3 protein-coding genes are annotated in these 5,519 nt (G+C 73.0%); 2 read left to right on the top strand and 1 reads right to left on the bottom strand.

What is annotated here, in order from left to right:
• The coding region (gene mfd / locus AB0E96_RS37610) for a transcription-repair coupling factor (RefSeq protein WP_359830805.1) at window positions 1-3,461 on the top strand (3,461 nt) is incomplete at its 5' end.
• A 122-nt stretch (window positions 3,462-3,583) separates the two neighbouring features.
• Here mfd and AB0E96_RS37605 read toward each other — a convergent pair.
• Window positions 3,584-4,246, bottom strand: coding sequence for a DUF4352 domain-containing protein (locus tag AB0E96_RS37605; protein WP_359830803.1), 663 nt, complete (start codon window positions 4,244-4,246; stop codon window positions 3,584-3,586).
• A 215-nt stretch (window positions 4,247-4,461) separates the two neighbouring features.
• On the opposite strand from AB0E96_RS37605, the gene AB0E96_RS37600 reads away from it, so the two are divergent.
• Window positions 4,462-5,519: N-6 DNA methylase (locus tag AB0E96_RS37600; RefSeq protein ID WP_359830800.1), on the top strand; the 1,058-nt coding region annotated here is incomplete at its 3' end.

Raw genomic sequence — 5,519 nt, 5'->3', positions numbered from 1 at the left:
CCGGGCAGGCGGCCGGCGAGCGGGGCCGCCCGGTGCTCGCCGTCACCGCGACCGGCCGCGAGGCCGAGGACCTCGCGGCCTCGCTGCGCTCGCTGCTGCCCGCCGACGCCGTCGCCGAGTTCCCGGCCTGGGAGACCCTGCCGCACGAGCGGCTGTCGCCCCGTTCCGACACCGTCGGGCGCCGGCTGGCCGTGCTGCGCCGGATCGTGCACCCGCGGGCGGACGATCCGGCGGCCGGTCCGGTGCAGGTGATCGTCGCCCCGGTCCGCTCGGTGCTCCAGCCGCAGGTCAAGGGGCTGGCCGAGCTGGAGCCGGTGGCCGTGCGGCGCGGCGAGTCGTACGACCTGGAGGAAGTGGCCCGCCGGCTCTCCGCCGCCGCCTACGCGCGCGTCGAACTGGTCGAGAAGCGCGGCGAGTTCGCCGTCCGCGGCGGCATCCTGGACGTCTTCCCGCCGACCGAGGAACACCCGCTGCGCGTGGAGTTCTGGGGCGACGACGTCGAGGAGGTCCGGTACTTCAAGGTCGCCGACCAGCGCTCGCTGGAGATCGCCGAGCACGGCCTGTGGGCACCGCCCTGCCGGGAGCTGCTGCTCACCGACGAGGTGCGGGCCCGGGCCGCCGAGCTCTCCGCCGAGCACCCCGGGCTGGCCGAGATCCTCGACAAGATCGCCGAGGGCATCGCGGTCGAGGGTATGGAGTCGCTGGCGCCGGTGCTGGTGGACGACATGGAGCTGCTGCTGGACGTGCTGCCGCTCGGCTCCGTCACGGTGGTCTGCGACCCGGAGCGGGTCCGCACCCGGGCCGCCGACCTGGTGGCGACCAGCCAGGAGTTCCTGCACGCCTCCTGGGTCGCCGCCGCGGCCGGCGGGGACCGGCCGATCGACCTGGAGACCATCGACGTCTCCGCCGCCTCGCTGCGCTCGCTCGCCGAGGTGCGCGAGCACGCCGACGAGATCGGGCTGCCCTGGTGGTCCGTCAGCCCGTTCGCGACCAGCGAGTCGACGATCGACGGGATCCTGGAGTTCGACGCCAACACGCTGACCCTCGGCATGCACGCGGTCGAGGCCTACCGCGGTGACACCGCCCGGGCGATCGCGGACGCCAAGGAACGGCTGGCCGCCGACTGGCGGGTCGTCATGGTGACCGAGGGCCACGGGCCGGCCTCCCGGCTCGCCGAGGTGCTGGGCAACGAGGGCATCCCGGCCCGGCTGGTCGCCGACCTCGCCGAGGCGCCCACCCGGGACGTCGTCCACGTCTCCTGCGGCTCGATCGAGCACGGATTCGTCGACGAGAACCTGAAGCTCACCGTTATCACCGAGACCGACCTGTCCGGCCAGAAGTCCTCCACCAAGGACATGCGCCGGATGCCCTCGCGCCGCCGCAACGCGATCGACCCGCTGGCGCTGGTCGCCGGCGACTACGTCGTCCACGAGGCGCACGGCGTCGGCAAGTACGTCGAGATGGTGCAGCGCACCGTCCAGGGCGCCACCCGCGAGTACCTGGTGCTGGAGTACGCCCCGGCCAAGCGCGGCCACCCCGGCGACCGGCTGTTCGTGCCGACCGACCAGCTCGACCAGGTCACCAAGTACGTCGGCGGCGAGGCCCCGACGCTGCACCGGCTCGGCGGCGCGGACTGGGCGAAGACCAAGCAGCGGGCCAAGAAGGCGGTCAAGGAGATCGCCGCCGACCTGATCAAGCTGTACTCGGCGCGGATGGCCGCCCCCGGCCACACCTTCGGCCCGGACACCCCCTGGCAGCGCGAGCTGGAGGACGCCTTCCCGTACGCGGAGACGCCGGACCAGCTGACCACCATCGCCGAGGTCAAGTCCGACATGGAGAAGTCCGTCCCGATGGACCGGCTGATCTGCGGCGACGTCGGCTACGGCAAGACCGAGATCGCGGTGCGGGCCGCGTTCAAGGCCGTGCAGGACGGCAAGCAGGTGGCGGTGCTGGTGCCGACCACGCTGCTGGTGCAGCAGCACTTCTCGACCTTCGCCGAGCGCTACGCCAACTTCCCGGTCACGGTGAAGGCGCTGTCCCGCTTCCAGACCGACAGCGAGGCCAAGGCCGTCCTGGAGGGACTGTTCGAGGGCTCGGTGGACGTCGTCATCGGCACCCACCGGCTGTTCTCCTCCGAGACCAGGTTCAAGGACCTCGGCCTGGTCATCGTCGACGAGGAGCAGCGGTTCGGCGTCGAGCACAAGGAGCAGCTGAAGAAGCTGCGCGCCAACGTGGACGTGCTGACCATGTCCGCGACGCCGATCCCGCGCACCCTGGAGATGGCGGTCACCGGCATCCGCGAGATGTCCACCATCACCACCCCGCCGGAGGAGCGCCACCCGGTGCTGACCTTCGTCGGGCCGTACGACGAGAAGCAGATCTCGGCCGCGATCCGGCGTGAACTCCTGCGCGAGGGCCAGGTGTTCTACATCCACAACCGGGTGGAGTCGATCGACAAGGCGGCCGCCCGGCTGAAGGACCTGGTGCCCGAGGCGCGGATCGCCACCGCGCACGGGCAGATGGGGGAGACCCAGCTGGAGAAGGTCGTCGTCGACTTCTGGGAGAAGGAGTTCGACGTCCTGGTGTCGACCACGATCGTGGAGTCCGGCATCGACATCTCCAACGCCAACACCCTGATCGTGGAGCGCGGCGACACCTTCGGCCTCTCCCAGTTGCACCAGCTGCGCGGCCGGGTCGGGCGGGGCCGCGAGCGCGGCTACGCCTACATGCTGTACCCGCCGGAGAAGCCGCTCACCGAGACCGCGCACGAGCGGCTGGCCACCATCGCCCAGCACACCGAGATGGGCGCGGGCATGTACGTCGCGATGAAGGACCTGGAGATCCGCGGCGCGGGCAACCTGCTCGGCGGCGAGCAGTCCGGTCACATCGCGGGCGTCGGCTTCGACCTCTACATGCGGATGGTCGGCGAGGCGGTGGCGGAGTTCCGCGAGTCGCTGGCCGGCGGCGGGGAGCCGGAGGAGGAGCCGCTGGAGGTGAAGATCGAGCTCCCGGTCGACGCCCACGTGCCGCACGACTACGCGCCCGGCGAGCGGCTGCGGCTGCAGGCGTACCGCTCGATCGCCGCGGTCAACTCGGAGGAGGACATCCGGCAGGTCAGGGACGAGCTGGTGGACCGCTACGGCAAGCTGCCCGAGCCGGTGGAGAACCTGCTGCTGGTCGCGGCGCTGCGGCTGTACGCCCGGCGGTGCGGGATCTCGGACATCACCCTCCAGGGCTCCAACGTCCGCTTCGGGCCGGTGGAGCTGCGGGAGTCCCAGCAGCTGCGGCTGAACCGGCTCTACCCGCGCAGCCAGGTGAAGGCGGCGGCCCAGCAGCTGCTGGTGCCGCGCCCGAGCACCGGGCGGATCGGCGGCAAGCCGCTGGTCGGGCGGGAACTGCTGGGCTGGTGCACCGAGTTCCTGTCGGCCATGTTCGACGACCTGGCGGGGGCGAAGAAGTAGGGCGCGCGGAGGGCCCACGCCCTCGGGGTGGTCCACGGCGGTCTCGGGCTCTGCCCGGGGCCGCCGTTCCGTTGCTCCGGCGTACGGCGTGCCGGCGGGGGCGGTGGCTGTGAACGGAGGCGTCAGCCGATCTTCCACTGGCCGGTCTGCGGGGCGAAGCCGCTGTCGAGGCCGAACTGGGCCTTGTCGAGCTTGGCGTCCTTCGGGACCTCGAAGGTGACGAAGCCGAGGGCGCTCTCGCCGGGGGCGATGTTGGCGGGGATCTGGAAGCTCGGACCGGCCGTCGTGTCCGCGATCGTCGTGCCGTAGGCCTGGCCCTGGGCGTCCAGCAGCTTGGCACAGTTGCCGGGGACGTCGCTGTAGGCCTTCTTGCCGCTCGCCTTGATCCGGAACTGGACCGCGACGAAGCGCTTGCCGTCGGCCGGGTGGGTGAACTCGTTCTCGCCCTCGGCGCTGTCGACCACCTTCACCAGCGTCACATCGGCGGTGTCGGCCGGGTCGTTGCCCTTGAGCGCGATGGTGTCGCCGAGCTTGGCGGGGGCCTTGGCGGTGTCGGCCGGCTTGTTCCCGGCGGGCTTGTTCTCGGCGGGCTTGGCGGCCTCGGAGCCGGTGGCGGCCGCGGTCTGCTTGGCCTCCGTCGAGACGGAGGAGCCGCCGTTGGAGTCGCACGCCGTCGCGCCCAGGGTGACCAGCGCGGCGCCCAGCAGCAGGGCGGCGGCGCGGCGGGTGGTGCCGCGGTGAACGGCGGTGCGGTGAACGGCGGTGCGGCGGGCGTTCGCGGACATGGGTGTCTCCCGGTGATCGGTGGTCTTCCCTGGTGTCGCCCCCGTTCGGTGGCGACGGAGAGATCACACCACCGAGCCGTGAACCATGTCAATGCGATTTCACAAAAGAGCTCTGTTCACATGTGAACTCCGTTCGACTGGTGCGTCGCTATGCTGTGTGGTCACACCGGCCCCGGCCCGGCCGCGCGGTCGCCGCCCCCACCGAAGGAGCCCCCGTGCCGGACCGTCCCGAAGTGACCGCCGCCGAGATCGCCCGGCTGGCCGGCGTCGGCCGGGCCGCGGTGAGCAACTGGCGCCGCCGCCACCCCGACTTCCCGCGCCCGGTCGGCGGCACCGACGCCAGCCCGGCCTTCGCGCTCGCCGAGGTGGAGTCCTGGCTGCGGGCCCAGGGCAAGATCGCCGAACTCCCCCTGCTGGAACGGGTCTGGCAGCTCGTCGACACCCTCCGCGACCCGGCCGGTCACCCCGCCGCCGCACTGGTCGAGGCGGGCGCCCTGCTCCTGCTGCTGCACCGCGAGCCCGGGCAGTGGGCCGAACTCGCCGACCGGCCGGACACCCGGCTCGCCCTCGCCCTGCCCCGGGCCGTCGCCGGGACCGCCGTGCACGCCTTCGGCCCCGACGGGGCCAACACCCTCGGCCTCCCCGGCCTGCTCGGCAGCACCCAGCTGGACCTCGCCCGGCTGCTCGCCGAACTCGCCGCCCAGGCAGGCCCGGCCGGCGCGTACGAGCAACTGCTCACCCGGTACGCCGAGGCCAACACCCGCCAGCTCAGCCCCACCCCGCCGGAGGCCGCCGAGCTGCTCGCCGCCGTCGCCGGCGTCCCCGCCACCGTGCTCGACCCGGCCGTCGGCCTCGGCTCCGTCCTGCTCGCCCACCCGCCGACCACCGGCCGCTACGGCCAGGACGCCGACCCGGTCACCGCTGCCCTCGCCCGGCTCCGGATCGCCCTGCACACCCCCGCCGCCGAGCCCGGCCCGCTGCCGCTCGACCTGCGGGCCGGCGACGCCCTGCGCGCCGACGGCTTCCCCGGCGACACCTTCGAGGCCGTGCTCTGCCAACCCCCCTACAACGAACGCGACTGGGGCCACGACGAGCTGCAGTTCGACACCCGCTGGCCCGGCGGGCTCGTCCCGCCGCGCGGCGAGTCCGAACTCGCCTGGGTGCTGCACTGCCTCGCCCGCACCCGCCCCGGCGCACCGCCCACCACCCCGTGCTCCGTGCTCGAACTGTGCCCGCGGACGACGGAAGCGGCTGGACCCTGGAGATCCCCCGC

It is taken from the genome of Kitasatospora sp. NPDC036755 (assembly GCF_040636595.1).
Lineage (GTDB): Bacteria > Actinomycetota > Actinomycetes > Streptomycetales > Streptomycetaceae > Kitasatospora.
Note: the sequence above shows the minus strand (reverse complement) of the source record. Positions and strands in the feature narration are given on the sequence as shown.